The sequence below is a fragment of the Kribbella sp. NPDC005582 genome, from assembly GCF_040605415.1.
In the GTDB taxonomy this organism is placed as follows: Bacteria; Actinomycetota; Actinomycetes; order Propionibacteriales; family Kribbellaceae; genus Kribbella.
Map to the genome: position 1 here is coordinate 202,221 of NZ_JBEXCU010000006.1, position 25,845 is coordinate 228,065.

20 protein-coding genes and 2 riboswitches are annotated in these 25,845 nt (G+C 69.2%); of the genes, 15 read left to right on the top strand and 5 right to left on the bottom strand.

Annotated features, from left to right (window positions below; translation table 11 throughout):
- The first annotated feature begins 19 nt into the window (after nt 1-19).
- A complete protein-coding gene (locus tag ABZS29_RS30265) occupies nt 20-820 on the top strand; it encodes a hypothetical protein (protein ID WP_355466978.1) in 801 nt (266 codons plus the stop codon).
- Between the two features lie 46 nt (nt 821-866).
- The gene (gene uvrB / locus ABZS29_RS30270) at nt 867-2,972 is read left to right on the top strand and encodes an excinuclease ABC subunit UvrB (protein WP_355466980.1); all 2,106 of its coding nucleotides are present in this window, start codon (nt 867-869) and stop codon (nt 2,970-2,972) included.
- A 59-nt stretch (nt 2,973-3,031) separates the two neighbouring features.
- On the opposite strand, the gene ABZS29_RS30275 is transcribed toward uvrB, so the two are convergent.
- Nucleotides 3,032-3,634 carry a dihydrofolate reductase family protein gene (locus ABZS29_RS30275; RefSeq protein WP_355466982.1) on the bottom strand — a complete coding sequence of 201 codons (603 nt, stop codon included), beginning with the start codon at nt 3,632-3,634 and terminating at the stop codon, nt 3,032-3,034.
- Nucleotides 3,635-3,751: 117 nt separating this feature from the next.
- On the opposite strand from ABZS29_RS30275, the gene ABZS29_RS30280 reads away from it, so the two are divergent.
- The 3 genes from ABZS29_RS30280 to ABZS29_RS30290 all read left to right on the top strand — a co-directional run bounded on the left by ABZS29_RS30280 (nt 3,752) and on the right by ABZS29_RS30290 (nt 8,651).
- Nucleotides 3,752-6,574, top strand: a complete 2,823-nt coding sequence (locus ABZS29_RS30280) for an AAA family ATPase (RefSeq protein WP_355466984.1) — start codon at nt 3,752-3,754, stop codon at nt 6,572-6,574.
- A 64-nt stretch (nt 6,575-6,638) separates the two neighbouring features.
- Nucleotides 6,639-7,376 (top strand): SDR family oxidoreductase, encoded by a 738-nt coding sequence (locus ABZS29_RS30285; RefSeq protein WP_355466986.1) that lies wholly within the window; start codon nt 6,639-6,641, stop codon nt 7,374-7,376.
- Between the two features lie 240 nt (nt 7,377-7,616).
- Nucleotides 7,617-8,651: a TerC family protein gene (locus ABZS29_RS30290; protein WP_355466988.1), complete on the top strand. Its 1,035-nt coding sequence runs from the start codon at nt 7,617-7,619 to the stop codon at nt 8,649-8,651.
- Nucleotide 8,652: 1 nt separating this feature from the next.
- Here ABZS29_RS30290 and ABZS29_RS30295 read toward each other — a convergent pair whose 3' ends face one another.
- The 3 genes from ABZS29_RS30295 to ABZS29_RS30305 are packed head-to-tail and all read right to left on the bottom strand — an operon-like array spanning nt 8,653 to nt 11,368.
- Nucleotides 8,653-9,522, bottom strand: a complete 870-nt coding sequence (locus ABZS29_RS30295) for an NlpC/P60 family protein (protein ID WP_355466990.1) — start codon at nt 9,520-9,522, stop codon at nt 8,653-8,655.
- Nucleotides 9,519-10,577: a dipeptide epimerase gene (locus ABZS29_RS30300; protein WP_355466992.1), complete on the bottom strand. Its 1,059-nt coding sequence runs from the start codon at nt 10,575-10,577 to the stop codon at nt 9,519-9,521. The genes ABZS29_RS30295 and ABZS29_RS30300 overlap by 4 nt, the downstream gene beginning before the upstream one ends.
- Nucleotides 10,574-11,368, bottom strand: coding sequence for a serine hydrolase (locus ABZS29_RS30305; protein WP_355466994.1), 795 nt, complete (start codon nt 11,366-11,368; stop codon nt 10,574-10,576). Before ABZS29_RS30305 ends, ABZS29_RS30300 begins: the two co-directional genes overlap by 4 nt.
- A gap of 74 nt (nt 11,369-11,442) precedes the next feature.
- On the opposite strand from ABZS29_RS30305, the gene ABZS29_RS30310 reads away from it, so the two are divergent.
- The 5 genes from ABZS29_RS30310 to surE all read left to right on the top strand — a co-directional run bounded on the left by ABZS29_RS30310 (nt 11,443) and on the right by surE (nt 18,644).
- On the top strand, nt 11,443-12,372 hold the full coding sequence (locus ABZS29_RS30310) for a cobalamin biosynthesis protein (protein ID WP_355466996.1): 930 nt from the start codon (nt 11,443-11,445) through the stop codon (nt 12,370-12,372).
- The gene (locus ABZS29_RS30315) at nt 12,363-13,046 is read left to right on the top strand and encodes a phosphoglycerate mutase family protein (RefSeq protein WP_355466998.1); all 684 of its coding nucleotides are present in this window, start codon (nt 12,363-12,365) and stop codon (nt 13,044-13,046) included. Before ABZS29_RS30310 ends, ABZS29_RS30315 begins: the two co-directional genes overlap by 10 nt.
- Complete coding sequence (locus ABZS29_RS30320) at nt 13,037-13,993, top strand: DUF3500 domain-containing protein (RefSeq protein WP_355467000.1); 957 nt, start codon at nt 13,037-13,039, stop codon at nt 13,991-13,993. The genes ABZS29_RS30315 and ABZS29_RS30320 overlap by 10 nt, the downstream gene beginning before the upstream one ends.
- 32 nt (nt 13,994-14,025) lie before the next feature.
- Nucleotides 14,026-14,107, top strand: a riboswitch (cobalamin riboswitch).
- Between the two features lie 55 nt (nt 14,108-14,162).
- Complete coding sequence (cobN, locus tag ABZS29_RS30325) at nt 14,163-17,870, top strand: cobaltochelatase subunit CobN (RefSeq protein WP_355467001.1); 3,708 nt, start codon at nt 14,163-14,165, stop codon at nt 17,868-17,870.
- A 12-nt stretch (nt 17,871-17,882) separates the two neighbouring features.
- Entirely contained in the window at nt 17,883-18,644 is a 762-nt protein-coding gene (gene surE, locus ABZS29_RS30330; RefSeq protein ID WP_355467003.1) for a 5'/3'-nucleotidase SurE, read from the top strand.
- Between the two features lie 182 nt (nt 18,645-18,826).
- Here surE and ABZS29_RS30335 read toward each other — a convergent pair whose 3' ends face one another.
- The gene (locus ABZS29_RS30335; RefSeq protein WP_355467005.1) at nt 18,827-19,519 is read right to left on the bottom strand and encodes a 3-keto-5-aminohexanoate cleavage protein; all 693 of its coding nucleotides are present in this window, start codon (nt 19,517-19,519) and stop codon (nt 18,827-18,829) included.
- Nucleotides 19,520-19,557: 38 nt separating this feature from the next.
- Nucleotides 19,558-19,703, top strand: a riboswitch (cobalamin riboswitch).
- 60 nt (nt 19,704-19,763) lie between these two features.
- Between ABZS29_RS30335 and ABZS29_RS30340 the strand changes: the two genes are divergently transcribed.
- The 5 genes from ABZS29_RS30340 to ABZS29_RS30360 are packed head-to-tail and all read left to right on the top strand — an operon-like array spanning nt 19,764 to nt 25,821.
- Entirely contained in the window at nt 19,764-21,797 is a 2,034-nt protein-coding gene (locus ABZS29_RS30340; protein ID WP_355467006.1) for a putative cobaltochelatase, read from the top strand.
- Nucleotides 21,797-22,411: a cob(I)yrinic acid a,c-diamide adenosyltransferase gene (gene cobO, locus ABZS29_RS30345; RefSeq protein WP_355467008.1), complete on the top strand. Its 615-nt coding sequence runs from the start codon at nt 21,797-21,799 to the stop codon at nt 22,409-22,411. The genes ABZS29_RS30340 and cobO overlap by 1 nt, the downstream gene beginning before the upstream one ends.
- A 16-nt stretch (nt 22,412-22,427) precedes the next feature.
- A complete protein-coding gene (locus ABZS29_RS30350; protein ID WP_355467010.1) occupies nt 22,428-23,783 on the top strand; it encodes a cobyrinate a,c-diamide synthase in 1,356 nt (451 codons plus the stop codon).
- The gene (bluB, locus tag ABZS29_RS30355; RefSeq protein ID WP_355467012.1) at nt 23,780-25,213 is read left to right on the top strand and encodes a 5,6-dimethylbenzimidazole synthase; all 1,434 of its coding nucleotides are present in this window, start codon (nt 23,780-23,782) and stop codon (nt 25,211-25,213) included. The genes ABZS29_RS30350 and bluB overlap by 4 nt, the downstream gene beginning before the upstream one ends.
- Entirely contained in the window at nt 25,210-25,821 is a 612-nt protein-coding gene (locus ABZS29_RS30360; RefSeq protein ID WP_355467014.1) for a hypothetical protein, read from the top strand. The genes bluB and ABZS29_RS30360 overlap by 4 nt, the downstream gene beginning before the upstream one ends.
- The last annotated feature ends 24 nt before the right edge of the window (nt 25,822-25,845 follow it).

The following is a 25,845-nucleotide window of genomic DNA, read 5'->3' on the forward strand; positions in this document are numbered from 1 at the left end:
GACACCACGAGGAACAGCTATGAGTCAGCAGTACGGACCACCTCCGGGCCCGCCGCCCGCCGCCGCACCCGGTGGCTGGGGAACGGGCCCCGGTGGCGCCGGACCGGCCGGTCCCGGCGGCTGGGGCCCTGGTCCGATCCGGCCGCAGGGCCGGCCGGCCAAGTCGAACCGCTCGCAGCTGATCATCATCGGCTGCGCGGTCCTCGCGATCGTGCTGGTCGCGGTCGGCGTCGTTCTGCTGGTGACCGGTGGCGGCGACGAGAAGCAGCCGGTCGCGGCTCAGACCCCGGACGCCCCGGGCACGCTCTACACGCCGCCGGCGGGTTCGAAGCCGGACGACTCCAAGGGCCCGAACGACGTCGGCGTCGAGGTCGGCCGCGGGATCTGGTTCACCCCGGCCAAGGGCTGGCTGCCGGACCCGAGGTCGAAGTCGGGCAAGAACTACATCCTGCAGCAGTTCAACGTCCGCGGCCTGATCGACGGGTACTTCTGGGTCCGGCAGACCGAGCTGTACGACGCGAAGGGGTTCGCCGAGCACCTGGTCGACGTGGAGTCGAACGGGATGCAGAACGTGGTGATCGGCAAGGGTGAGGTCTGCAAGCCGGCCAACGAGGCGATCAAGGCCTGCTACCGGCTGAACTACACCGCCAAGATCAAGACCGCCAAGAACGGGCTGATCGATTACCAGGGCTTCGTCACGGCGTACTCGGACAAGTGGGACCGGATCACGGCGACCGACGTCGGGCTGGAGACGCGGGTGTACGAGCGCCGCAAGGACAACCTCAAGTCGATGAACGAAAGCGTGGAAAAGAGCTTCTGACCTGCGCTTTCAGTTTTTGTCGGCGGCGCCACGTACCTTTGGTGACATGAGACAGGTCACGGATCTCCAGCGTATGGTGGCGCCGCTCAAGGTGGTGTCCGACTTCGAGCCGGCCGGTGACCAGCCGGCCGCGATCGCCGAGCTCGAGCGGCGGATCAACTCCGGCGAGCAGGACGTCGTCCTGCTGGGCGCCACGGGTACCGGTAAGACGGCGACGATCGCCTGGCTGGCCGAGAAGATCCAGCGCCCGATGCTGATCCTGCAGCCGAACAAGACGCTGGCCGCGCAGTTCGCGACCGAGCTCCGGCACTTCTTCCCCGAGAACGCCGTCGAGTACTTCGTCTCGTACTACGACTACTACCAGCCCGAGGCGTATGTCCCGCAGACGGACACCTACATCGAGAAGGACTCCTCGATCAACGAGGAGGTCGAGCGGCTGCGGCACTCGGCGACCTGGTCGCTGCTGACCCGGCGCGACGTGATCGTGGTGGCGACCGTCTCCTGTATCTACGGCCTGGGCTCCGCCGACGAGTACCTGAACCGGATGATCCACGTGAAGGTCGGCGACGAGATGGACCGCGACGGTCTGCTCCGCAAGCTGGTCGGCGTGCAGTACGCGCGCAACGACCTGGCCGGCACCCGCGGCACCTTCCGGGTCCGCGGCGACACGCTCGAGGTCTTCCCGGTCTACCAGGAGCTCGCCGTCCGGGTGGAGTTCTTCGGTGACGAGATCGAGCGGCTGATGACGCTGCACCCGCTCACCGGCGAGGTGCTCAGCGAGGAGACCGAGCTCTACATCGGCGCCGCGACGCACTACGTGACCGCGCCGGAGAAGATGGAGCGCGCGATCAACTCGATCGAGGCCGAGCTGGCCGAGCGGCTGGCCGAGCTCGAGCGCGGCGGTCAGTTGCTGGAGGCTCAGCGGCTGCGGATGCGCACGACGTACGACATCGAGATGATGCGCCAGATCGGCACCTGCTCGGGGATCGAGAACTACTCCCGGCACACCGACGGCCGCGAGGCCGGGACGGCGCCGCACTGTCTGCTCGACTACTTCCCGGAGGACTTCCTGCTCGTCATCGACGAGTCGCACGTGACGGTCCCGCAGATCGGCGGGATGTACGAGGGCGACATGTCGCGCAAGCGGACCCTGGTCGAGCATGGCTTCCGGCTGCCGTCGGCGATGGACAACCGGCCGCTGCGCTGGGAGGAGTTCCTGGAGCGGATCGGCCAGACCGTCTACCTGTCCGCGACCCCGGGGCAGTACGAGCAGGACAAGTCCGACGGCTTCGTCGAGCAGATCATCCGCCCGACGGGTCTGATCGACCCCGAGGTGATCGTGAAGCCCACCAAGGGCCAGATCGACGACCTGATCCACGAGATCCGGCTCCGGGTCGAGCGCGACGAGCGGGTCCTGGTCACCACGCTGACCAAGAAGATGTCCGAGGACCTGACCGACTACCTGCTGGAGATGGGCATCCGGACCAGGTATCTGCACAGCGAGGTCGACACCCTGCGCCGGGTCGAGCTGCTCCGCGAGCTCCGGATGGGGGAGTACGACGTTCTCGTCGGCATCAACCTGCTCCGGGAAGGCCTGGACCTGCCCGAGGTCTCGCTGGTCGCGATCCTCGACGCCGACAAGGAAGGCTTCCTGCGCTCCGGCCGTTCCCTGATCCAGACCATCGGTCGTGCGGCCCGAAACGTCTCCGGCCAGGTCTTCATGTACGCGGACAAGATCACCCCGTCGATGGAGCAGGCGATCGACGAGACCAACCGCCGTCGCGCGAAACAGATCGCCTACAACCTGGAGAAGGGCGTCGACCCGCAGCCCCTGCGGAAGAAGATCGCCGACATCACCGACATGCTCGCCCGCGAGGACGCCGACACCGCCGAGCTCCTCGGCTCCGGCCGCACCCAGTCTCGCGGCAAAGCACCGGTGCCCGGCGGCGGCAAGGGCCGCGCCGGCGAGAAGGCCCGCGAACTGGCCGGCGGCCTGCCGTCCTCCGACCTGGCCGACCTGATCCAGCAACTCACCGACCAGATGCACAACGCCGCCGCCGAGCTCCAGTTCGAGGTCGCGGCCCGCTACCGCGACGAAATCTCCGAGCTCAAGAAGGAACTCCGCCAAATGACCAACGCCGGCGCGAAGTAGAACCTTGGTGACCCGGCGGCGCGACGATCGCCGCACCGCCGGGTGTTCGGGGGTCTGGTTCAGCCCCGCTTGCGGTCGTAGACGAGGCAGAGCGCGCCGGTGTCGGTCTGGGCCGATTCGGTCAGCGTCCACGAGCCCGGGGTGAGGGTCTCGTCGAAAAAGTGGACGCCGCCGCCGACCAGCTCGGGGCACAGGGTGATCGACAGCCGGTCGACCTCGTCGGCCGCGAGCAGTGCCTTGATCACGCTCGTGCTGGCCAGGACGATGATGTCGCCGCCGTCTTGCTCGCGCAGCTCTTTCACCATGGCCGCGGGGTCACCGGCGGCGATCCGGCTGTTGTTCCAGTCGGCGCTCTTCAGCGTGGTCGAGAAGACGACCTTCTCCACCTCGTTGAGCCACCGTGAGAAGGCCCGGCTGTCGGCCGGCGCCGTCTCGTCGTCGGCCACGGCCGGCCAATAGCCGCCGAAGCCCTCGTAGTTCTTCCGGCCGAGCAGAGCCGTGGTGGCCGGCGCGGTCACCTTGGTCATGTGGGCCAGTGCGACCGAGCTGATGACGTGCGGTACGACCCAGCTCTGGTCGTAGTCGCCGCCCGGACCACTGACCCGCCCGTCGAGGGTGAGGGAGATGTTCGCGACGACGGTCCGGGATGGGGTGGTGGTCATTTCTGGTTCCTCCTGAGGTTGTGCCGATGTCTCAACCCTGGCTCGTGACCCCGGTCCCGGGCGTCACCTGATCTGATGACAATCGATCCCGGCCTCCGTGGATGCGACGATGACGCCATGCCGACAACGATCGTCAGCCCGCACCTGATCGGGCGCAGCGACGAGCTCGCCGAGATCCTCGCGGCTTACGAGAAGGCGGCCGGTGGCGAATCGGTGACGGTGCTCGTCTCCGGCGAGGCCGGGATCGGCAAGTCCCGGCTGACGGCGACCGCGATCGACTCGCTCCCCGGCGACCCGCTCGTCCTCACCGGCGGTTGTCTCGAGCTCGGCGCGGGCGGGACACCGTGGGTTCCGTTCGTCGCCGTACTGCGCGATCTGTTGCGTGCCTGGGGACCTGACCGGTTGCGTGCCGAACTGCCCTCCGACGGGACCGCGCTCGCGTCATGGCTGCCCGAGCTCGGAGTGGCCCCGGCTGGAGGCGGTCAGATCAGGCTCTTCGAAGAGCTGATGGCGTTGCTCGACCAGGCGTCGCGGGCCCGGCCCGTCGTCGTACTGATCGAGGACCTGCAGTGGGCCGACGCGTCCAGTCGCGAGCTGTTCGTCTACCTGGCGCGTGGCCTCGGGACGCGAGCCGTCCTTCTCGTCGGCACCGTGCGGACCGGCGACCTCGTCAGGCGCCATCCGACGCGGCAGCTGCTCGGCGAACTCGGGCGGCGGGCAGAGGTCGTCGAACTGGAGCTGCGGCCGCTGAGCCGGCAGCAGGTCGGCGCGTTGCTGTCGGCCATCGAAGGTCGTCCGTCGCATCCGGTGGTGAGCAGCGAGATCCATCGGCGGAGCGGCGGAAACCCGTTGTTCGTCGAGGCTTTGCGCGCCTCCGGTACCTCACCGGCCGGGATGACCAGCTTGATCGCCCTGCTGCTGGACCGGGTGGCAGATCTGTCGCCGGCGGCTCGCGACCTGCTGGCCACGATCGCGGTCGCCGGGGCCGAAGTGACAGACGAGTTGCTGTCAGAGGTGTCGGACGGGCTGCCGCCGGACGAGGCTCTGCGTGAGCTGATCGAGCGCAACCAGGTGCTCGCAACTCCGGACGGCTACGCGATCCGGCACGATCTGATCCGGGAGGCGGTGTACGGGTCGTTACTACCCGGCCGGCGCCGTCGGCTGCATGCGCGCTACGCAGAGGCCATCTCGCGCCGCAGCCGTACGGCGGCAGTGCTCGCGGAGCACTGGGCCGCCGCCGGTGAGGCGGCCTTGGCGCTGCAATCCGCGTGGCAAGCAGCGGCGACGGCGTTGACGCAGCACGCCTACGACGAGCAACTGCATCTGGTCGAGCGCGTCCTGACCTGGTGGGACGACACCGGCGAACCGGCGGCGCTGATCGGCGCCGAGCGGGTCGAGGTGCTGCTCGTCGCGGTCGAGGCGGCGTATGCGGCCGGACGAGCGAAGTCCGGGGTCGCGTGGGCGACCGAGGCGCTGGCGCTGCTCGACCCGGCGGCGGATCCGGACCGGGTGGCGCGACTGCTGGGATACCGGGGCCTGCTGCGCAACCGGATCGACAACAGCGGAATCGAGGATCTCAGCAGCGCGGTCGCGCTGGTGCCGGACGGTTCCCTGCGGAGCCGGCTGCTGTCCTCGCTGGCCTACTTGTACTGCATTCAGGGCGCGAAGCCGGAGGCACTGGAGTGCGCCACGGCGGCCTACGAGATCGCTGAACGACTCGGCGACGACGGCTTGCGAGCAGCGGCGCTGCTGGGGCTCGGCTGGGTCGACGATCGCAATGGCGACGTTCCGTCGGCCCTGCGCCGGTACGCCGATGCTCGGCAGGCGGCAGCAGCCGCGGGTGAGCACTCGACGTATCTGACCGCCCTCCAGTGGGAGGGGCTGATGCTGAACCAGGCCGGCCGACGGGCGGAAGCGGTCGACCTGATCAGTGCCGGACAGCAGCAGGCCGAGGCCTGGGGGCTTGGTCGTGCCCGGGGCAGCATGCTCGCGCAGAACCGTGCCTACGCGTTGTTCTACCTGGGCCGCTGGGACGAGGCCCTCGATGTCGTCGACGATTCCCTCGCGGATGCGCCGCCGTCGCGGATCGAGGCCGGGCTGCGGTTCGTCGTGGCCCAGATCGCCGCTCGGCGCGGTGACTTCGGGACGGCGAGCGAACTGATCGTCCAGGCCCAGGAGACCTTCGGCGACCGGCGGCCGATCGCGTTCGAGCACTTCCTCAGCAGTCTGCAGATCCTGGTCAAGGCCGGCCACGGCGATCTCGACGGCGCCGAGAAGGTGCTCAACGATCACGTGGACAAGGTGCTGGCCGCCAAGGACGTGCTGTACTACGAAACCGCCCGGGTCCTGCTCGCCGGCGTCTACTTCGAACGGCAGTCGCGGGCGCAGCGCAGACCGGTCGCAACCCGGCTGAACGACGTACGGACGCTGCTGTCTGACGGTGGTCAGCGGTGGCCGACGGTCGCCGCGACGGTGCTCACTGCCGAGGCGGCCGCGAGCGGCACGCTGCCGTTGTGGGACATCGCTGCCAACGCTTGGCGAGAGCTCGACGATCCCTTCGAGCTCGCCATGGCGCTGACCGCCGCGGCAGCCACAGCGCTGGCCAACAGCAACAAACCTGGCGCCCGCAACCGGCTGGCCGAGGCTCAGGTGCTGGCCGCCGCTCTTGGCGCCGCGCCGCTGCTCGCGGAGATCGACAGTCTGTCCAGGCGGGCCGGACTGGCCGCGACGCCGGTCGTCAACGACTACGGGCTGACGAATCGCGAACTCGTCGTTCTGCAGGTGCTGGCACGTGGTCTGTCCAACGCCGAGATCGCCCGCGAGCTGTTCGTCTCGACCAATACCGTGGCCACTCACGTCGCCCGCATCCTTCGCAAACTCGGGGTCAGCACCCGAACCGAGGCCGGCGCTGTGGCCCACCACCAAGGGTTGCTCACCTGAGCAGTTTCGGGGTGCTGGTCGGCGAGTCGGGACGGTAATCGGGTGGTGACTCTAACCTCAGGGCATGACTGAGCTGTGGGGGAAGAAGGCGCTCGTGACCGGGGCGACGTCAGGGATCGGACGGGCCATCGCGCAGAGCTTCGCGGCGGCCGGGGCCGAGGTTGTGGTGACCGGGCGCCGAGCCGAGCAGGGCGCGGAGACGGTCGACCTGATCACCGGGGCAGGCGGGAAGGCGACATACATCCAGGCTGATCTCGCCGAGATGGCGGAGGTCGACCGGCTGGCGGAGTTGGTCGGCGAGGTGGACATCCTGGCCAACAACGCCGGGTACTACCCGATGGTCCCGACGGCAGCGCTCACGCCGGACGAGTACCAGCGCATCTACGACGTGAATCTGCGCAGCGCCTACTTTCTGACCTCCGCGCTCGCCGGCCGGATGGCGGCGAACGGCGGCGGGACCATCGTCAACACCTCGTCGATCGGCGCGCGGATCGGCATGCCGGTCGCGGCCGCCTACAGCGGGACCAAAGCGGCGCTGGAGTCGATGACTCGGTCGTGGGCGGTCGAGTTCGGGCCGTCCGGCGTGCGGGTCAATGCCGTCTGCGCCGGCGCGGTCCGGACCGACACCCTGCTGGCGATCGTCCCGGAGGAGGTGCTGCAGGTGACCAGCGCACCCGCACCGCTGGGCCGGGTCGGTACGCCGGAGGAGATCGCCGAGGTGGTGCTGTTCCTCGCGTCGCCGCGCTCGAGCTTCGTGACCGGTGCGGTGATTGTCGCCGATGGTGGATACAGCGTTCCGTAACAGTTGGTAACTATTCCCGGACCGCCTTGTGATCATTCCGACGGGCGGACACGGTGTCCCGGATTTGGTATCCGGGACGGCGACCCGTCAGACTAGAGGCGAAGAAGGGGAGTATTCCTTCGCGGCGGCATCGTCATCACGGCCGTGGGTTCAGTCCCACGCCCGGTGCCCCCGGTCGGCCAGCGGGTCGGCGGAAGAGACCTTCGGAGTCCTGTTTCGTCTGCGCTCCGGAGGTTTCGTATGCACGTCGCTGACTACGTTTGGTACATCACGGTCGGACTGCTGCTCGCGCTGCTGGCCTTCGACGTCTTCATCATCGGCCGCCGCCCGCACGAACCCACGACCCGGGAGTCGGCCACTGCGATCGCGTTCTATGTCGGTCTGGCGGTCATCTTCGGGCTCGGCGTCTGGGTCTTCTCCGGCGGGCAGTACGCCGGTGAGTTCTTCGCCGGCTGGCTGACCGAGTACAGCCTGAGCGTCGACAACCTCTTCATCTTCCTGATCATCATGTCCAGGTTCAGTGTGCCGAGGAAGTACCAGCAGACCGCACTGCTGATCGGCATCATCCTGGCGCTGGTCTTCCGCGGTGTCTTCATCGCCGTCGGTGCGGCCGCGATCAACGAGTTCTCCTGGGTCTTCTACATCTTCGGCGCGTTCCTGGTCTACACCGCGATCCACCTGGCCTCGCAGGGTGAGAACGACGACGAGGACTACAAGGAGAACGCGGTCATCCGGTTCGCGAAGAAGCGGCTGAACGCGACCGACGAGTACAACGGCGTCAAGCTGACCGTGGTGAAGAACGGCAAGCGCCTCGTCACCCCGATGGCGATCGTGATCATCGCGCTCGGCACTACCGACCTGCTCTTCGCGCTGGACTCGATCCCGGCGATCTACGGCCTCACCCAGGAGCCGTTCCTGGTCTTCACCGCGAACGTCTTCGCCCTGATGGGTCTGCGGCAGCTGTACTTCCTGCTCGGCGACCTGCTGAAGCGCCTGGTGTACCTGTCGATCGGTCTCTCGGTGGTGCTCGCGTTCATCGGTGTGAAGCTGGTCCTGCACGCGATGCACGTCAACGAACTGCCGTTCATCAACGGCGGTCACCACATCGAGTGGGCGCCGGAGATCCCGATCTGGTTCTCGCTCGGCTTCATCATCGTCACGCTCGGCATCACCACCGTCCTGAGCCTGCGCAAGTCCGGCAAGCAGGCCATCACGCAGCCCGCCGACGAGCCGGCCGCCGAGCGCGTCCAGGACGACGCCAACAAGAACGCCTGAGTCAGAACCGCGCTGCCGCGACCAACGTCGTACGGCGCTCGTCGGGAAGCGGCGCGTCCTCGAGCCGCTTCCCGGTCTCGGAGGCGTGCAGCATCCCGGTGGGGGAGACGAACCCGACGTGATGGACTTCCTTGCCCGGCCGGGCGAAGAAGTACAGATCGCCGGGCCGCGCCTCCTCGATCGGAATGTTCTCCAGCGTGTCGGCCTGGTCGTGCGCGTCCCGCGGGATCCGCAGACCGAGCACCCGGCTCACGGCGTGCGTCAGCCCCGAGCAGTCCAGCCCGTACGCCGACGTACCGCCCCAGAGGTACTCCAGCCCGAGGAACTGACCGCCGAGCCGCAACCGGTCTTCTGGGGTCGAAGGCTCCGCCGCAGAACGCAGTACGTCGTTCGCCAGCCAGCCTGACCCGCCGTCCGGAGTGGCAACCCGCGTGTACCCGTCAGCCTGCTCAACCGAGGCCAGCACCGTGCCGAACGACAGTGTCATCAGCGGCGCACCGACAGCAGGCTCTGCGAGCAGAGGCGCGGTCGGAACCATCACAGCGACCGGATCGGTCGCGCTGCCGGGCAGCTCGCCCAGATGGCTCGACGGAACCCAGCCCGGGTAGCCGAGCGGGTCTCCGGACGACGGCTGCCACGGTGCAACGATCTCCGACCAGCCTTCGCGCTCGGAGCGCACCAGGACCGGCTCGGCGAACAGCAACTGCGACAGCGTCCGGCCGTGCAGCCCGAGGCGGCTTTCCACATCCATCGACTTCGCCCAGGCGGCCACATCGGGCTGAGCGGCGGTAGCGGGCGCGTCGACCTCGCGGGGCGCGTCCGGCTCGGTCCACACCGTGCTGATCGGGACCTTGGCGGCAACAAGCTTCATACCGACAAGCCTGTCACTCCGAGACCAGCCTCAAACGGAAGTCTGATCAAATCGCCGTCGTACCGGATCCCGCCGGTCACCGGTGCGTCACGCAGCCACCACGCCGCGTCGAGATCGTTGACCGCGGAGGTCGGATAGGCCGCGACGAGTGCGGCCGCGGCACCGACTCCGACGTGGCTTTCCATCATCGATCCGACGATCGTCTTGAGGCCGTGTTCACGGGCGAGCTCCAGGAGTGTCCGGGCCGGTGCGAGTCCACCGCACTTGGCCAGCTTCACGTTCACCATGTCGGCCGCGCCGTGCCGGATCACCGCCACCAGGTCGCGGACGCCGTACACGGATTCGTCGGCGAGGATCGGCGTGTTCACCCGGTCGGTGACCCAGGCCATCCCTTCGAGGTCGGCGGCCACGACCGGTTGCTCGACCAGCTCGAGATCGCAGTCCTCCAACGCGCGGATGGCGGTCACCGCGTCCCGGCGGGACCAGCCCTGGTTGGCGTCCAGCCGCAACCGCGGCTCCGGCCCGATCGCCTCCCGGACCTGCCGGACGCGCTGCACGTCGGCGACGGCGTCGGTGCCGACCTTCACCTTCAGTACGCCGAACCCGTCGGCGACCCGTGCCTTGGCGGCGGCCGCGAGTGCGTCGGCATCGCCGACCGACAGCGTCACATCGGTCTGGACCGTGTCGACGGTTGAGCCGAGGAAGCCGTGCAGACTCACACCGAGCCGCCGCGCGACCAGGTCGTGCAGCGCGACGTCCACGGCACCCTTCGCGCCGAAGTTCCCGGCGGTGGCGTTCTGCACGCGACGCAAAGCCTCGGTGAGGTCGTCCGGGCCAAGCCCCTCCAGAGCAGTGGCGATCGGTCCCTCGACACAGGCTTGAGCACCGGCGAGCGACTCACCGGTGACCTTCCAGACCTGCGGAGCCTCGCCCCAGCCGCTGAGCGAGCCGTCGCTGACCTCGACCAGGAGTGACTCGGCGTGGGTCGCCGTCCGCAGCGCCGTCACGAACGGCGTGTGCAGCGGCGCGGAGATGCGGTGGGTGGTGAGCTTCATCGGATCGCTCCCAGGTCGTGCCGGTGGTTCCAGGCCTCCAGAGCGATCTCCGCGATCAGTTGCTGGGCTCGCGCATCCGGCAGGTCGGACGTCGTACAGACGACCAGGACGAACGGATCCGCGTCCGGCGGCCGGATGATCCCGCCGTCGTGCCGGATGCGAGCGTCCCAGCCGTTCTTGTGCTCGACCCGGGTCCCGGCCGGCAGCAGCGCGGGGATCTCGCCGTTCCACTGGTTGCCCGCGAGCAGATCGCGCAGGTACTGGTTGTCTACGGCAACGAGTACGCCGGCCAGCCCGGCCGGGCTCATCTCGTTGCTGATCCCGGCCGCCTGGGCCGCACGGTCGTCGATCCCGCGGCGGATCGCGCTGGCGCCGTCGCCGTACTCGGCCAGTACGGCGTGCGCCGCGTCGATCCCGACCTGCTCGAGGACGAGGTCGGTGGCGAGGTTGCTGGACACTGTGATCATCTCGGTCGCGAGCCAGCCCAGCGGCACCGTGGAACCGAGCTTGGTCCACGTCGCGGGCGCCTCGTCCTCGTCCGGGTTCACGCCGAATCGCCCACCGGCCTGCGACGCGAAGTCGTTGTGCACCAGCACCGGCCGATCCAGCGACAGTTCACCTGCCTCGATCTTGCGCTGCATCGCCATCGCCACCGGCAGCTTCATCGTGCTCGCCGAGTAGTGCGTCCGCTCCGCTTCGTGCTCGAACACCGACGTACCGTCGGTCCGCCCCAGCCACACCCCGAACTGGCCGCTCCCGCCGACTGCTCGGAGCAGTTCCGCAATACCCATACGCTCAGCCTCGCATATATGTTTCGTGGTCCACACTCGACCCCGCACATTTATTACCTGGCACACTTCTCCGGGTGTCCACACCTTTCGGGCTCGTGCTCGGGTTCGTCGCCGACCGTGTCCTCGGCGATCCGCGGCGTTTCCATCCGGTCGCCGGGTTCGGGCAGACCGCGTCCCGGCTGGAGCAGTCGCTGTACGCCGATTCCCGCGCGGCCGGTACGGCGTACACGACCGCACTGGTCGGTTCGACGCTACTCGTCGGCGTCGCTGCGGAGCGGCTGACGCGCGGACGGCCGATCGCGCACACGCTGGTGACAGCGGCCACCACGTGGGCCGTGCTGGGAGCCCGGAGCCTCGAGCGTGAGGCGGAGACCATGGCCTGCCTGCTGGAGGACAAGGACATCCCCGCGGCACGCGATCGGCTCAGCCACCTGTGCGCGCGTGATGCGACCCATCTGGAAGCGGATGAGCTCGCCCGGGCGACCGTGGAGTCGATTGCGGAGAACACCTCCGATGCCTGTGTGGCACCCCTGCTCTGGGGCGGACTGCTCGGAGTACCGGGGCTCCTGGCCTATCGGGCGATCAACACGCTGGATGCGATGGTCGGGTACCTCTCACCGAAGTACGCGAAGTTCGGCTGGGCGTCGGCGCGACTGGACGACCTGGTGAACCTCCTGCCCGCGCGGGTGTGCGCCGTACTGACCGGGGTCGCGGCTGGCCGACTGAGCGAGGCACGGCGGGTGTGGAAGCGCGATGCGCCGCAGCACCCGAGTCCCAACGCCGGTCCGGTCGAGGCGGCCTTCGCCGGTGCGCTCGGCTTGTCACTTGGTGGCACCAACGACTATGGCTCGTACCAGGAGGACCGCGGCACGCTGGGCGACGGCCCGACACCGACAGTCGCCGACGTACGACGTACTGCCGTGCTGGCGCGGCGAGTCGGAGTAGCCGCGGTCGGTGTGGCGGCAATGCTTGCAGTGGCCAGGAAGGGGCGACCATGGGGCTGAGCAAGCGGCCGGTGCGGATTGCGTTGATCCGGCACGGCGAGTCCGAAGCGAACCTGGACAAGTCGATCTACGAGCGGGTTCCGGACCACGCCGTCGCGTTGACCGACCACGGGTGGGAGCAGGCGGCCAAGGCCGGGCACGAGCTGCGGGAGCTGTTCGAGAACGAGCCGATCCGGGTCTACGTCTCGCCGTACCTGCGGACGCTGCAGACGCTCAAAGGGCTCGCACTCGACGACCTGATCGGCGTCGCCCGGGAGGAGCCGCGGCTGCGCGAGCAGGACTGGGCGAACTTCCAGGACACCGAGGACATCGAGCGGCAGGAGCAGTTGCGCGACTCGTACGGGCACTTCTTCTACCGGTTCACTCACGGCGAGTCGGGTTCGGATGTGTACGACCGGGTATCGAGCTTTCTGGAGACGATGCACCGGGACTTCGAGCAGGCGGATGCCCCGCGCAACGTCCTGCTGGTGTCGCACGGGCTGACCATGCGCTTGTTCTGCATGCGCTGGTTCCACTGGTCGGTGAAGTACTTCGAGACGCTGCGGAACCCGGCGAACGCGGAGACCCGGGTCCTGCTGCGGCAGCCCGACTACCGGTACAAACTGGACCGACCCTTCGAACACTGGACGACGGCGTACGAACCGACGGAGAGAGAGCGATCGGCGTGGTTGTAGAGCAGACCCGGGAAGCGGCCATCGACCTGCTGCGGAGCCTGAGCGCGGAGCAGCGCGGGCTGATGCAGGCGCCGTTCGACACTCCCGATCACCAGGAGTGGACCTACCTGCCGGGGGAGCGGCCGGGACTGCCGTTGTCCGCGCTGAATCCCGCACAGCAGCAGTTGGCGCTCCGGCTGCTCGCGCTGGGCTGCAGTGAACGCGGACTGGCCGATTCACTCGCCGTACTGGACGCAGAGGTGATTCTGCGCGGTATCCCGGCGTTGCCGGAGTCGGGGGACTGGGAGGGCACTGTCCTGGGCGGGCGCTACTACCTGCGGATCCTGGGGGACCCTGCTGACTTCGAGCCTTGGGCCTACCGACTGAACGGCCACCACCTGGCCATCCACGTCACCCTGGTCGACGGTGCGATCTCGTTCACACCGTCGTTCATCGGCTCCAACCCAGCGGTGGCGCCGTCGGGCCGCCGCTTCCTGGCCGCCGAGACCGACCTGGGCTTCCAGCTCCTCAACGCGCTCGACGACAGCCAGCGCGCCGTCGCCGTCGTCTCACCTGACGCCCCGGACGACATCCTCACCCGCCACGACCCGGTGGCCGACCCGGCCCTGCTGCACCGCGGCCTCGCCTACGGCGACATGACCGCCGAGCAGCGCCAGCTTCTCAGCCTGCTCGTCGGCCAGTACGTCGGTCGCGCAGCCGGCCCCATCGGCCTCCAGACCTGGCAGGACCTGACCGAGCAGGGTATCGAGAACCTCACCTTCGCCTGGGCCGGCGAAACCACGCCCGGCATCGGTCACCGCCACTACTACTCGCTGGCCGCCCCCACGTTCCTGGCGGAGTACGACAACACCCAGGACAACGCCAACCACATCCACTCCGTCTGGCGCTCCCACCGGTCCGACTGGGGCACCGACCTGCTCGCGGCCCACTACGCCCAGCACCGCTGAGATAGGGTTCAGGCGTTCAAGCGACAGCTGTGCAGGAACCCGGTGTGAGTCCGGGACGGTCCCGCCACTGTGACCCACGCCAGTAAAGACACTGCTGTGGGGAGTCAGGAACTGCTGCTGCCGCACCTCCGGACGAGGCGTGGATACCTCGAGGAAGGACTGGTTCAGCGTGCCCGCGAACCTTTTGCTCTTGTCTACTGCCGACACTGACCTCTTGGCCGCGGCGGAGGCGGGGGCCGGCTGGAAGGTCGCTAACCCCGCACGCCTCGAGCTGGCCGAGCTGACGCCCTTGCTGGCGGCCGCGGATGTGGTGGTCGTCCGGCTGCTGGGCGGCAAGCGTGCCTGGGAGGACGGCCTGGTGGCGGTGCTCGCGTCCGGGAAGCCCGCTGTGGTGGTCAGCGGTGAGGCGGCTCCGGATGCGGAGCTGATGTCGCTGTCGACCGTGCCTGCCGGTGCGGTGACCGAGGCGCTGGCCTACCTGCGTGAGGGTGGCGCGGACAATCTCCGGAACCTCGCCGGCTTCCTCAGCGACACCATCCTGCTCACCGGCGACGCATTCGACCCGCCGGCCGCACTCCCGGCGTACGGGGTGCGGGGGAGTTTCACCGAGGACGACCGGCCGGTGGTCGGGATCGTGTACTACCGCGCGCACGAGATCGCCGGGAACACGGCGTTCGTCGACTCACTCGCGGCTGCGGTCGAGGCGGCTGGAGCACAACCGCTGCCCGTGTACTGCGGGACGCTGCGCGGGCTCGACCCGACGAGCGCTGAGAACGCCGGACTGTTCGAGCTGCTGCGCAAGTGCGACGTACTGGTCACGACGCTGCTCGCAGCCGGTGGATCCGTCGCGGCCAACGCCAGCGCCGGTGGTGCCGACGATGCCTGGGATGCGGGCGCGTTGGCGTCGCTCGACATCCCGCTGATCCAGGGTCTCGCGCTCACCTCGACCCGCGAGCAGTGGCTGGCCAGCGACGCGGCGATCAGCCCGCTCGACGCCGCCACCCAGGTCGCGATCCCGGAGTTCGACGGCCGGATCATCACGATCCCGTTCTCCTTCAAGGCGTACGACGCCGACGGGCTGGCGCGCTACGCGCCGGACCCCGAACGCTGTGCCCGGCTGGCGGGAATCGCGGTCGCTCACGCGCGGCTGCGGCATGTTCCGGTGGCCGAGAAGAAGCTCGCGCTGGTGCTGTCGTCGTACCCGACCAAGCACGCGCGGATCGGCAACGCCGTCGGTCTGGACACGCCGGCCTCAGCAGTCCAGCTGCTCGGCAAGCTCGAAGAGGCCGGCTACGACCTCGGTGGGCTCGACCTGGCCGAACTGCAGGGCGCTGATGGCGCCGACGGTCTGATTCATCGGCTGATCGCGGCCGGCGGTCACGATGTCGACTGGCTGACCGACGAGCAGCTCGAGAACGCCGTCGCGAAGGTCCCGCTGTCGACGTACGCCAAGTGGTTCGGGCAGGTGCCGGAGACGTTGCGTGCGGCAATGACCGAGGCCTGGGGCGAGGCGCCCGGTTCCCTGTACGTCGACACCTCCGGACCCGAGCCGGCGATCGCGCTGGCCGCGCTCCGGTTCGGCAACGTCGTACTGATGATTCAGCCGCCGCGTGGTTTCGGCGAGAACCCGGTCGCGATCTACCACGACCCGGATATGGCGCCGTCGCACCACTACCTGGCGGCGTACCGGTGGCTCGAGAACGCTCCGGCCGACGGTGGTTTCGGCGCGCACGCCGTGGTCCACCTCGGCAAGCACGGGACGCTGGAATGGCTTCCTGGTAAGGGCATTGGGATGGCCGCGGACTGTGCGCCGGACGCCGTGCTCGGCAACCTGCCGATGGTCTACCCGTTCATCGTCAACGACCCCGGCGAGGGGACGCAGGCCAAGCGGCGCGCCCACGCTGTCGTCGTCGACCACCTGGTGCCGCCGATGGCGCGGGCCGAGACGTACGGCGACATGGCCAAGCTGGAGTACCTGCTCGACGAGTACGCGACCGTGCAGGCGCTCGACCCGGAGAAGGTCCCGACGCTGCGGGCGCAGATCTGGACGCTGATCCAGGCGGCCCAGCTGCACCACGATCTGCACACCGACGAGAAGCCTGACGACGAGGCGTTCGACGAGTTCGTGCTGCATCTCGATGGCTATCTGTGCGAGATCAAGGACGTGCAGATCCGCGACGGTCTGCACATTCTCGGTGGCGTCCCGGCTGACGAGGCCCGGGTCAACCTGGTCCTCGCCGTACTGCGGGCGCGGCAACTGTGGGGCGGTTCGTACTCGATCCCGGGCCTGCGCGCCGCGCTCGGCGAGACGTTCGGCGTCGACGAGGCCGAGCTGCTGGCGAACCCCGGCCTGGCCGCCGAGCTGACCGATCTCGCGACGCTCGCCGACCTGCCGGCGGTCAGTGGCGCCGACGGCGTCGACATCCTGGAAGCGGTCGCCCGCAAACTGGTCGTCGCGATGGAGACGCTGAGTTGGGACGCGGCCAAGGTTCCGGTCGTCGTCGCCGAGGTGATCGGTCGGCAGTCGGTCGGCGTCGAGTCGTCGCTGACCTTCGCCGCCACCGAGGTGGTGCCGCGGCTGGCGCGAACCACCGATGAGCTGACGAACGTGCTGCGCGCGCTGGATGGGCGCTTCGTCGAGGCCGGTCCCTCGGGTTCGCCGACCCGCGGCCTGGTGAACGTGCTGCCGACCGGCCGCAACTTCTACGCCGTCGATCCGAAGGCGATCCCGAGCCGGAACGCCTGGGACGTCGGTGTCGCGCTGGCCGACTCGCTATTGGCCCGGCACAAGACCGAGACGGGGGAGTGGCCACGCTCGGTCGGCCTCACGGTCTGGGGTACGTCGGCGATGCGGACCCAGGGCGACGACCTGGCCGAGGTGCTGTGGCTGCTCGGCTGCCGCCCGGTCTGGGACGAGGCATCCCGCCGTGTCACCGGCTTCGAGGTGGTCGATCTGGCTGAGCTCGGCCGGCCGCGGATCGATGTGACGATCCGGATCTCCGGCTTCTTCCGGGACGCGTTCCCGCACGTCGTCGCGATGCTCGACGAAGCGGTCCGCACAGTCGCCGCGCTGGACGAAGATGCCGCCGACAACTACCTCCGCGCGCACGTCGACGCTGACGTTGCCGCGGGCAACGACGTACGGTCGGCGACGGCGCGGGTCTTCGGGTCGAAGCCGGGGTCTTACGGGGCTGGGTTGTTGCCGCTCGTCGACGCGCGGAACTGGCGCACCGACGCCGAGCTGGCCGAGGTCTACGCGGTCTGGGGCGGCTACGCGTACGGCAAGGGCCTGGACGGCGCCGAGGCGCGCGGCTCGATGGAGCGGGCCTACGCCCGGATCCAGGTCGCGGCCAAGAACGCGGACACCCGTGAGCACGACATCATGGATTCCGACGACTACTTCCAGTACCACGGCGGCATGATCGCGATGGTCCGGCACCTGACCGGTTCCAACCCGAAGGCCTATGTCGGGGACTCCGCCGTACCGGCGCAGGTTCGGACCCGGACGCTGGAAGAGGAGACCAAGCGCGTCTTCCGGGCGCGCGTCGTGAACCCGCGCTGGATGGCAGCGATGCGGCGGCACGGCTACAAGGGCGCCTTCGAGATGGCGGCGACCGTCGACTACCTCTTCGGATACGACGCGACCGCCGGCGTGGTCGACGACTGGATGTACGAGACGCTCACCACCGAGTACGTCGCGGATCCGGAGATGGCGGAGTTCTTCCGCAAGTCCAACCCATGGGCCCGGCACGGGATCGCCGAGCGCCTGCTCGAGGCGGCCCAGCGCGGGTTGTGGGCCGAGCCTTCGCCCGAGGCGTTGGAGACCCTGCGGAACGCAGTCCTTGAGACAGAGGGTGACATCGAGGACCGCGGCTGATTGGGTAAAACCATGGCGCGGATCCTGATCACCAACGACGACGGCTACCAGGCACCCGGCATCCGCGCGCTTGCGCCGGTGATCGCCGAGCTGGGGCACGACGTACTCGTGGTCGCCCCGCTGGACGACCAGAGCGGCGTCGGCTCCGCCCGGGCCGGCATGGTCGATCGCCCGATCCGCACTGTGACCGAAGACGAGCACGGCATCGCGTACTGCGGGGTCGCCGGGACACCGGCCCTCGCAGTGACGCTCGCGACCCTCGGTTCCTTCGGGCCGCCGCCGGACCTGGTGCTGTCCGGGATCAACCGTGGCGCCAATCTCGGCGTACCGATCTTTCACTCGGGCACAGTGGCCGCAGCGCTCACCGCAGCCGCGCAGGGTGTGTCGGCGATCGCGGTCAGCATCGACAGCGAGGTCCCGGAGCACTGGAAGACGGCAGCCACGATGGCCGCCGAGGCTCTGAACTGGATCGCCTCCGAACCGGCCGGGACCGTCCTGACCTTGAACGTCCCGGACCGCCCACTCGACGCACTCGCGGGCGTCCGCCACGCGACGCTGGCCCCGATCAAGTACTCGCGCCTGATCGGTACCACGGCCCCGACCGGCGAACCGATGGTCACTCTGGAGCCGACCCGCTCCGACCTCCCCGCCGCCAGCGACATGGCCCTGCTCCAAGCCGGCTACGTCACCGTCAGCCCCTTGACCGGCATCGGCGTACTCCCCGACGAGGACGCCGCCAACGCACTGGCCAAACGACTGTCGTCGTACCGGTGAATCTGTACGTCGAGCAGTACAGCGAGGCGGGATCACCGCGATGGTGACTGGAAGTCAGCAGACGCCGCCGGAGTTACAGGTCTCCTACCGACAGGACGTATACGCCCACTGTGGCCGATGGAGCGCCGGCGTCAGGCTCCGGGGGCCAGGTAGCGGGGTTATACGTCCTGTTCTTCGGAAGATCAGAGGTAGCTGAAGAGGTGGGCGGTGGAGGTGGCTGGGTCGCCGTGGGGGGTGGTGAGGGTGTCTTCGAGGCCTAGGCGGAGGTGGTGGCCTTGGGTGCGGGCCCAGTGGAGGGTGGGCCAGGTCCAGTGGGCTTCGCCGTGGACCAGGACGGGGATGTCGGTGGTGGGGAGGGCGGCGAGGATGGTTTGGGCGGCGGTGGGGCCGTCGGGGCCGGGGGAGATGCCGGGGATGGCTTCGATCAGGATGCGGTGGGTGGGGCCGGACCAGGCGAGGTAGGTGGCGGCGGCTTCGGGGGTGAAGAGGCCGGCCTCGACGGCGATGCCGCGGGCGAGGAGGAGGTCGGCGACCTGGGTGGCGCCGGGTTCGTGGAAGTTGACGCTGGCGAAGTCGGGGCCGGGCTGCCAGTCGGCGATCAGGCGGAGGCGTTCGGTGAGGTCGGGGACGATCGGCTCGCGGGTCGAGACGCCGAGCGGGACGCCTGGGCAGGCTGCCTGGACTGCTTCGACGGCGGCGCGGATGTCGGGCCAGTGCAGACTCTCCAGCTCGTCGGCTCCGCGCGGGTGCAGATGGAGTGCGTCCGCTCCAGCCTGTACGGCGGCCGCCGCGGCATCGGCGAGTTCGGCCGGGGTGATGGGGACACCGGGGTTGTCGGCGCGGGTGCGGTCACCGTTCAGACAGGCCTTGATCATGGAGCCGACCCTATAAAGACGAGGGTGTGACCTCGTCGCTGAGCAGCCGGGCCGGGTGTGCCATGATCGGGCCGACAGGTGTGGAGGAACACCGGTGACCGGGAAACCGGGATTCCGGGGCGGTCCCGCCACTGTGACCGGGAAACCGGAAGCCAGGACATCCACACCCTGTCCGCCGCGGTCCTGCGGCGTACCAGCTGCCGAAGCGGGCGCGGACACCCGCTGACGAAGGGATTCCCCGCTGATGCGGCCTGCGCCACCCTCGACCGGCTTTCCGTTCACCGCGGTGGTCGGCATGGAAGACCTTCAGCTCGCGCTGATCCTCGCGACGATCTCACCCGCGATCGGCGGGGTCCTGATCCGCGGCGAGAAGGGTACGGCGAAGTCGACCGCCGTCCGCGCCCTGACCGAGATCCTGCCCCCGGTCGACGTCGTACCGGGGTGCCGCTTCTCCTGTGACCCCGAGGCCCCTGCGGCGGACTGCCCCGATGGACCGCACGATGCACCGGAGACGGTGAGCCGGGCGGCACGGCTGGTGGAGCTGCCGGTGGGCGCGACCGAGGACCGTGTGCTCGGATCGCTGCATCTGGAGAAGGCGCTGGCCGAGGGAGTCACGGCGTACGAGCCGGGACTGCTGGCGGCCGCGCACCGCGGCCTGCTGTACGTCGACGAGGTCAACCTGCTGCACGACCACCTGGTGGATGTGCTGCTGGACGCCGCCGCGATGGGCCGCGCGACCGTCGAGCGCGACGGGGTGTCGGTGACGCACCCGGCACGCTTCGTGCTGGTCGGCACCATGAACCCGGAGGAGGGCGAACTGCGCCCGCAGCTGCTCGACCGGTTCGGGCTGACCGTCGACGTGGTCGCCAGCCGGGACCCCGCCGTACGCGTCGAGGTGATGCGCGCGCGACTGTCCTACGAGGCCGACCCGGCCGCCTTCGTCACCCGGTACGACGGCCCGCAGCGCGAGCTCGCCGAGCGGATCGTGAAAGCACGTGACCTGCTGAGCGAGGTCATCCTGACCGACTCGGCGCTGCGGCAGATCGCCGAGATCTGTGCGTCGTTCGACGTGGACGGCATGCGCGCCGACCTGGTCACCGCGCGGACCGCGGTCGCCCACGCGGCGTGGTCCGGGCGGACGGTCGTCGAGGTCGAGGACGTCCGCGCGGCGGCCAAGCTCGCGCTCCCGCACCGCCGCCGGCGCAACCCGTTCGATGCTCCCGGCATGGACGAAGACCAGCTCGAGCAAGCGATCCAAGACAGTACGCCGCCTCCGCCGGACCCGGACGACGATCCCGACGGCGGTCCGGACGATGGTGGACCGGGCGGCGGCATCGACCCCGAGCCGACGGACTCCTCCGACGGACCGGACGCGGCGAGCACCGAGCAGTCGGTTCCCGGGCAAGCGCCGAGTGGTGACGTTGCGGGCAGCTCGGAGCCGTACAAAGCGCGGCTGCTGAGCGTGCAAGCCGCAGGTGCAGGCGTAGCTGGTAGGCGGTCGCGCGCGATCACCGAGGTCGGGCGAGTGGTGGGTGATCGGGCACGCGTGGGACGTGAGTCGGGTCGGCCGCACCTGCTGGCCACGATCCGAGCCGCAGCACCACATCAGCACGCTCGAGGTAGGCACGGTTTTGAAGGCGGCGCGGGTGGTGCCGGTCGGAGGCGGCGTGGGCTGGTGGTGCGGGCGGGTGACGTGCGGTTGTCGGTGCGCGAAGGGCGGGAGGGGAACCTCGTGCTGTTCTGCGTGGACGCTTCCGGGTCGATGGGCACCAAGCGCCGGATGAGCGAGGTGAAGACGGCGATCGTCTCCCTCCTCCTCGACGCGTACCAGCGCCGCGACACCGTCGGCCTCGTGACCTTCGCCGGTGCGGAGGCGACCGTCGCGTTGCCGCCGACGGGCAGCGTCGAGACCGCCGTACGGCGCCTTGAGTCGTTGCCGACCGGTGGCCGTACGCCGCTCGCCGAGGGACTGTTGCAGGCCGCGGAAGTACTGCGGATCGCGGCGATCCGCGACCCACGCCGACGCCCGCTGCTCGTGCTGGTCACGGATGGCCGGGCGACCCATGGGGACCAGGCGTTCGCCCGCGCGAAGCAGGCGGCCGGTTGGCTGGCTCAGCGTGGGATCGCGACCGTGGTCGTCGACTGCGAGCCGCGGCGCGGAGTGCGGCTCGGACTGGCCGGTGAGCTCGCCGGTGACCTCGGAGCGGAGTACCTCGATCTCGGCGATGTTGCCGCCGGCAACCTTGTACGCGCGGTGACGGATCGGAAGGCGGCCTGATGCCGAAGGGACAACCGGAGGTCGTGCCGCAGGACGGCCTGACCACTCGCCAGCGCCGGAACCGGCCGCTGCTGATGGTGCACACCGGTGAGATGAAGGGGAAGTCGACCGCCGCCTTCGGGATGGCGCTGCGCGGCTGGAACCAGGGCTGGAACATCGGGGTCTTCCAGTTCGTGAAGAGCGCGAAGTGGAAGGTCGGCGAGGAGAGTGCCTTCAAGGCGCTCGGCCAGTTGCACGAGGCAACCGGTCAGGGCGGGCCGGTCGAGTGGCACAAGATGGGTGAGGGCTGGAGCTGGTCGCGCAAGGCCGGTACCGAGGAGGACCACGCCGCCGATGCCGTCGAAGGCTGGCGCGAGATCCAGCGCCGGATCGCTGCGGAGACCCACGACCTCTACGTGCTCGACGAGTTCACCTACCCGATGAAGTGGGGCTGGATCGACGTCGACGAGGTCGTCGAGACGCTCGTCAACCGCCCCGGACACCAGTACGTCGTGATCACCGGTCGCAACGCCGACCAGCGCCTGATCGACGCGGCGGACCTGGTCACGGAGATGACGAAGGTCAAGCACCCGATGGATGCCGGCCAAAAGGGTCAGCGAGGTATCGAGTGGTAGCCGCAGGGAGCCGGCCGTGGTGATTCCGCGGATAGTGGTGGCGGCGCCTTCTTCCGGTGCCGGCAAGACGACAGTTGCCGTCGGCTTGATGGCGGCGCTGCGGCGAGCCGGGCATGTGGTGGCCGGGTTCAAGGTGGGGCCGGACTACATCGACCCCGGCTTCCACGCGGTTGCCACCGGCCGCCCCGGACGGAATCTCGACGCGATGCTGAGTGGCGAGGAGCGTGTCGCGCCGCTGTTCGCCCACGGCGCGCGGGGTGCAGACCTGGCAGTCGTCGAGGGCGTCATGGGCTTGTACGACGGCGCGCTCGGTACCGAGGGTTTCTCGTCGACCGCGCACGTGGCGAAGTTGCTGAAGGCACCGGTCGTGCTCGTGGTCGACGCGTCGGCGGCGGGACGCAGCGTAGGCGCGGTCGTTCAGGGCTTCGTTGCCTTCGACACCGAAGTGCGGATTGTCGGCGTGATCCTCAATAAGGTCGGGTCGGATCGGCACGAGGCCGAAGTGCGAGCCGGTGTGGCGCCGACCGGCGTACCGGTGCTGGGGGTGCTGCGGCGGGACACTCGGCTGACGGTGCCCAGCCGGCACCTGGGGTTGGTCCCGGCTGATGAGCAACGCGAGCAGGCGGAGAACGCGGTCGAGGCGGCAGCCGAGTTGGTGCGCGCCGGAGTCGATCTCGAAGCCTTCGTCGCGGCGGCCCGCGCTGCCTCCGACCTGGAGACCGAAGCCTGGGACCCGACCGAGGAGGTGACGCCGGCCGAGGATGGCCGGCCCGTCGTCGCGGTCGCCGGGGGACCCGTGTTTTCCTTCCACTACACCGAGACGACAGAGTTGCTGACCGCGGCCGGCGCCGATGTGGTGCGGTTCGATCCGCTGCACGAGCCGTTGCCGGAGGCAACTGCTGCGCTGTATCTCGGCGGTGGGTTCCCGGAGCTGCACGCCGAGGCGCTGGCTGCCAATGAAGCGTTGCGGAGACAGGTCGCGACCGAGATCGCGGCCGGGCTGCCGGTGATCGCGGAGTGCGCCGGGCTGCTGTATCTCTGCCGCGAACTCGACGGTCACCCGATGACCGGCGTACTCCCGGCGACCGCTCGCATGACCGGCAAGCTGACGCTCGGCTACCGGACCGCGATCGCGGCCACGACCACGTCGTTCTTCGACGAAGGTCGCCGGGTGCGCGGGCATGAGTTCCACCGGACTGCGGTCGAGCTGGACAGTGAGGTAGCTCCGGCTTGGTACCTGCCTGGCGGAGTCGAAGGGATCGCTGAGCCGCGCGTGCACGCGTCGTACCTTCATCTGCACTGGACCGCGACTCCGGACGTACCGGCTCGGCTGGTCGCCGCGGCTCGGGTGCACGCTGGGTTGGAGAAGTGAACCTGGTCGTCGGCGTCGGCCTGCGCGCCGGTACGTCGTACCGCGAACTCCGGGCGTTGGTGACGGAAGCTGTCGCCGCGGCCGGTGGTGGCAAGGTGCGGATCCTGATCACGGCCGACGGTCGCGAGACCGAACCGGCGGTGCAGCGGGTCGCGGCGTACCTGGATGCTGAACTGCAGACGGTCGCTCCCGCCGAGCTGCGGCGGCAGAACGTTCCGAGTCCGAGTGAACAGGTCGAGCGGCTCGCCGGCACGCCGAGTGTCGCGGAGGCCGCCGTGTTGAGCACGGGGGCCGAGCTCGTGGTTCCGAAACGAAGCTCGGGCGGCCGTCGTGAGGTGCGAGGGCGGGCGACTGTCGCGGTAGGACTGCTGCGTTCGGCACCGGGGTATGCGCCAGCGGAGCGGCACGTCGTGCATCGCGTGCTGGCCGAGCGGCGGGATGTCCGGCGGGGGTTCGTCGACTTGCCGATTCCGGACGACGTACTGACTCGGGTGCTGGAGTCCGCGCATCGGGCGCCGAGTGTCGGGCTGAGCCAGCCCTGGGACTTCCTGCTGATCCGCGACATCGCGACGCGACGGAAGATTCATGATCTGGCGGCCGCGCAGCGGGATGCGTTCGCGGCGTCGTTGCCGGAGTCGCGGCGCAGGCAGTTCGACGGGTTGAAGATCGAGGCAATTCTCGACACCCCGCTGAACATCGCGGTCACGTGTGACGCCGGGCGTGGCGGGCGGCACGTGCTCGGCCGGCATGCGGATCCGCGGACGACGTGGTTCTCGGTGGCGATCGCGATTCAGAATCTGTGGCTGGCGGCGCGGGCCGAGGGGCTCGGGGTCGGCTGGGTCTCGTTCTTCGAGCCGGGCGAGGTCGCCGCGGTGCTCGATCTGCCGACGCACATCGAGCTGGTCGGCTACCTCTGTGTCGGGTACGTCGACGAGTTCGCGCCCGCACCTGAGCTCGTGCGCTCGGGCTGGGCGTCGCGGCGCCCGCTCAGCTGGTCGGTGCACCAGGAGTCGTGGGGGAAACGAGGGCTCCCGGGTGCCGAACCAACCTCAATCGTCGAAGACGCCGAGCGAGCTGCACAGGCTGAGCCGGTACGCCGAGGACCGGGGCAGGTCGTCCGAATCGTCATCGGCGGCGATCCCGCGGACTACCTCGGGCGGGCTGAAACGCTTGTCGTGCAGCTGGGCGCGAAGCCGGCGGCCGACTTCGGGGTGATCTGGCGGCCGACCGACGATCCCGTCACCGCGGTCGAGATGGGCGTCGAGCTGGTGCGGGATCTCGCGCTGCAGGGTGCCACGGAGATCGTCGTACAGGTGGTCGATGGCGGTGAGGTGGCACCTGCGGTGGCGCGTGGGCTGCGGGTCGGGGCAAGTGCGTGCGGGGTTGGGTGGCGCGATGAGCCGGGGGAGATGTCAGACTCCTCCGCATGACTGTGCCACCCGGAGGGGGAGCCATGTACGTGCCCGCGTTCTCGATGAAGCAGCGGATCACGTTGATGGCCAACAAGTACGAACTGATCACGACCAACCCGGACGGGTCCGACGGGCAGCTGCTGGCGTTCGCGCAGCAGAAGCGGATGGCGTTCAAGGAAGAAGTCACGTTCTACACCGACGACACCAAGTCGCAGGTGGTGTTCTCGTTCAAGGCGCGCAAGCGGATCGACCTCGGTTCGGGGTACGACGTCTTCGACGCGAGCGGCCAGCCGATCGGCTGGTTCAAGAAGGAGTTCGGCAAGAGCCTGCTGCGGTCGAGCTGGCAGCTGTCGGGGGCCGGCTTCGAGTCGTCGGGGACCGAGCGGAGCGCCGGAATCGCGATCCTGCGCCGGGTCTGGGACTTCGTCCCGGTCGTCGGTGACATTCCGTTGCCGTTCATCTTCCACTTCGACTTCACCGACAACGCGACCCAGCAGCCGATCCTGTCGGTCGAGCGGAAGATGTCGATCCGGGACCGGTACCGCGTCTCGGTGCACGACCAGCGCGTCGACTTCCGGGTCGCCGCCGCGATGACGGTGGCGCTGGACGCGCTCCAGAGCCGCTGATCCACCGCTCTCGGGCCCGCCGTA